The 3016-nt window shown below is 70.5% G+C and carries 3 protein-coding genes and 1 riboswitch; all 3 genes read left to right on the top strand.

Annotated features, from left to right (window positions below; all coding sequences use genetic code 11):
• The coding region (locus CCN33_RS21300; RefSeq protein ID WP_086695158.1) for a cytochrome P450 family protein at positions 1–1016 on the top strand (1016 nt) is incomplete at its 5' end.
• A gap of 123 nt (positions 1017–1139) precedes the next feature.
• A complete protein-coding gene (locus CCN33_RS21295; RefSeq protein WP_086695157.1) occupies positions 1140–2165 on the top strand; it encodes a LysM peptidoglycan-binding domain-containing protein in 1026 nt (341 codons plus the stop codon).
• 194 nt (positions 2166–2359) lie between these two features.
• Positions 2360–2537, top strand: a riboswitch (cyclic di-AMP (ydaO/yuaA leader).
• 4 nt (positions 2538–2541) lie between these two features.
• Positions 2542–3016: transglycosylase family protein (locus CCN33_RS21290; RefSeq protein WP_140394612.1), on the top strand; the 475-nt coding region annotated here is incomplete at its 3' end.

The raw sequence follows: 3016 nt of genomic DNA, 5'->3' as shown, positions 1-3016 counted from the left end.
TCGACCCGCCGGACCACACCCGGCTGCGCCGACTGGTCAGCAAGGCGTTCACCCCGCGCCGGGTCGCCGAGTTCGCGGGCCGGGTGCAGGAGCTGACGGACGACCTCATCGACCGGTTCGCCGAGAAGGGCTCGGCCGACCTCATCCACGAGTTCGCCTTCCCGCTCCCCATCTACGCCATCTGTGACCTGCTCGGCGTCCCGCGCGAGGACCAGGACGACTTCCGGGACTGGGCGGGGATGATGATCCGGCACGGCGGCGGCCCGAGGGGCGGGGTGGCGCGTTCGGTGAAGAAGATGCGCGGCTATCTCGCCGACCTCATCCATCGCAAGCGCCAGGCGCTGCCCGCCGAGCCCGTGCCCGGCGAGGACCTCATCTCGGCGCTCATCCGGGCCTCCGACCACGGCGAGCACCTCACCGAGAACGAGGCCGCCGCCATGGCCTTCATCCTGCTCTTCGCGGGTTTCGAGACCACCGTCAACCTCATCGGCAACGGCACCTACGCGCTGCTCACCCACCCCGGGGAGCGCCGCAGGCTCGAACTCTCGCTGGCGGCCGGGGAGACCGGCCTGCTGCAGACCGGGGTGGAGGAACTGCTGCGCTACGACGGGCCGGTGGAGCTGGCGACCTGGCGTTATGCCACTGAGCCGCTCACCATCGGCGGCCAGGAGATCGCGACCGGGGACCCGGTCCTGGTGGTCCTCGCGGCGGCGGACCGCGACCCGGAGCGGTTCGCCGACCCGGACCTGCTGGACCTCGGCCGCCGCGACAACCAGCACCTGGGGTACGGACACGGCATCCACTACTGCGTGGGCGCGCCGCTCGCCCGGCTGGAGGGGCAGACCGCGCTGGCCACCCTGCTCACCCGGCTGCCCGACCTCGCCCTGGCGGCCGATCCGGCCGAACTCCGCTGGCGCGGTGGACTGATCATGCGTGGGCTGCGCACACTGCCGGTGGAGTTCACACCGGTCGGTCCCAGTCGTGAAAGCACATATGACGGACGTTCAACTATGTGATCTTCACGTGATCTCTGCGGCATGAACTTGTGACAAGTGTTCGTCTGACGCTACGTTCACCCATCAGTGTGGCGCCGAGCACCACTCGCCACGCCGTACTGCTGTCGCACGAAAGGCAACTGCATGCTCTCCGGGAACGGTAGGCACCGTCGCCCCCGCCAGGCTCCGGCGCTCCTCGTCGCGGCCGGCGTGACCACGTCCGCCATCGCCATCCCCCTCCTCGGGGCGGCGAGCGCCAACGCGGCCGACGGCACCACCTGGGACAAGGTCGCCGAGTGCGAGAGCGGTGGCTCCTGGAGCGCCGACACCGGCAACGGTTACTACGGCGGCCTCCAGATATCCCAGGACGACTGGGACAAGTACGGCGGCACGCAGTACGCGGCCAGCGCCGACCAGGCCAGCCGTTCGCAGCAGATCTCGGTGGCTGAGAAGATCCTGGCCGACCAGGGCACCACCCACTGGGCCACCTGCGCCCTGCTCGCCGGACTGACCTCCAACTCCGGCTCGGTGGACGTCGACACGGGCGTGAGCGAGTCCCCGTCCGCAGGCCAGGGCGCCCCGGGCAAGGACGCCGGCAAGTCGAGCGAGACCCCTGAGGCGGACGCTTCGTCCGATGGTTCCGACTCGTCCGGACTGGGTAATTCCTCCCCGTCGTCCGACTCGTCCGACTCCTCCGCCAAGGAGACCGGCAAGCCGTCCCCGAGCGCGAGCGGGAAGGACGCCGCCGGCGACGCCAAGAAGGACGCCGGGGCCTCCGGCTCCGACGCGTCCGCGCCCCCGGCCACCGGTCACGAGTACAACGACGGCGGGTCGCCCTCCACTGCCCCCGCGGCGGAGGACGACGAGTCGTGGGAGGACGGCGGCTCCTGGAGCCTCGTCGACACCGGCGACCTCGGCGGCGGCCGTCACCGCGGCGGCAGCGCCGACGAGAGCGTGACGGAAGGTCAGCACACGGCCGGCACGGGCCGCCACGCAACCGCCTCTCCCGGCACCTACACCGTCCGCGACGGCGACACCCTCGGCTCCATCGCCGACTCCCTTGACGTGGACGGCGGCTGGGAGGCCCTCTACTCCGCGAACAAGCAGGCCCTCGGCGCGGGCCCGAACCATGTCGACCCCGGTCAGACCCTGAAAGTGCCGGGCGAATAGGACTCCGAATAGCTGCATTTGACGCCCCGCTATCTTCTTATATGTCCTATTTGGCGAAAGTGTGGGATGACTCTCAGAAGAGCTGATCGTCTTTGAATTTCGCCGCGAGGCATGTCTACGGTCGGGACCGCTCGTCACCACGAGCCCCCGTGGCCGCAACGCCGAATCCTGCCAGCGGCCGTCGGGGACAACCGTCGCGTCAAGCGCCGTAGGCAGGAGCGGGGGACCCAAGGTAGGTGCCCGAACCGGTGTCTGACACCGGGACGGGCTTGGGGTGGAGCCACGCCTTCCGAAGTACCGGGGAGGGGTGGCCGGGCAACTCAACCGGCCCGAACCCGACAGCTCACCTCGCAGGCGTCGGTGAGGGGATCGATCCATGCTGTTTTCCAGCAAGGGCAAGCACCGTCGCCCGTCCAAGACCGTCCGTGTCCTCGCGCTCGCCGGTGTCGCCGGCGCGGCCGTCGCGGGCCCGGTGATGGCGTCGGGCAGCGCCTCCGCCGCCACCGGTTCCGAGTGGGACGCCGTCGCCCAGTGCGAGTCGGGCGGCAACTGGTCCATCAACACCGGCAACGGTTACTACGGCGGGCTCCAGTTCTCCGCCTCCACCTGGGCCGCGTACGGCGGCACGCAGTACGCCGCCACCGCCGACAAGGCGAGCAAGGCACAGCAGATCACCGTCGCCGAGAAGGTGCTCTCCGCCCAGGGCAAGGGTGCCTGGCCGGTCTGCGGCACGGGTCTGTCCAGCACGCCGTACGGCGGTTCCGCCGCCCCGGCGAGCCCGGCTCCGTCCACGGACACCAAGGCCGAGGACAAGGCCGCGGCCGACACCTCCGGCCGCGGCCTTGTCCTCG

The sequence above is a fragment of the Streptomyces recifensis genome (assembly GCF_002154615.1).
Lineage (GTDB): Bacteria > Actinomycetota > Actinomycetes > Streptomycetales > Streptomycetaceae > Streptomyces > Streptomyces griseoluteus.
The sequence above is the reverse complement of the archived record's forward strand: the minus strand, read 5'-3'. Positions and strand labels throughout refer to the sequence as shown.

Coding starts and splice junctions, on each gene's coding strand:
- CCN33_RS21295 (WP_086695157.1), top strand. CDS start 1,140: ATGCTCTCCGGGAACGGTAGGCACCGTCGCCCCCGCCAGGCTCCGGCG.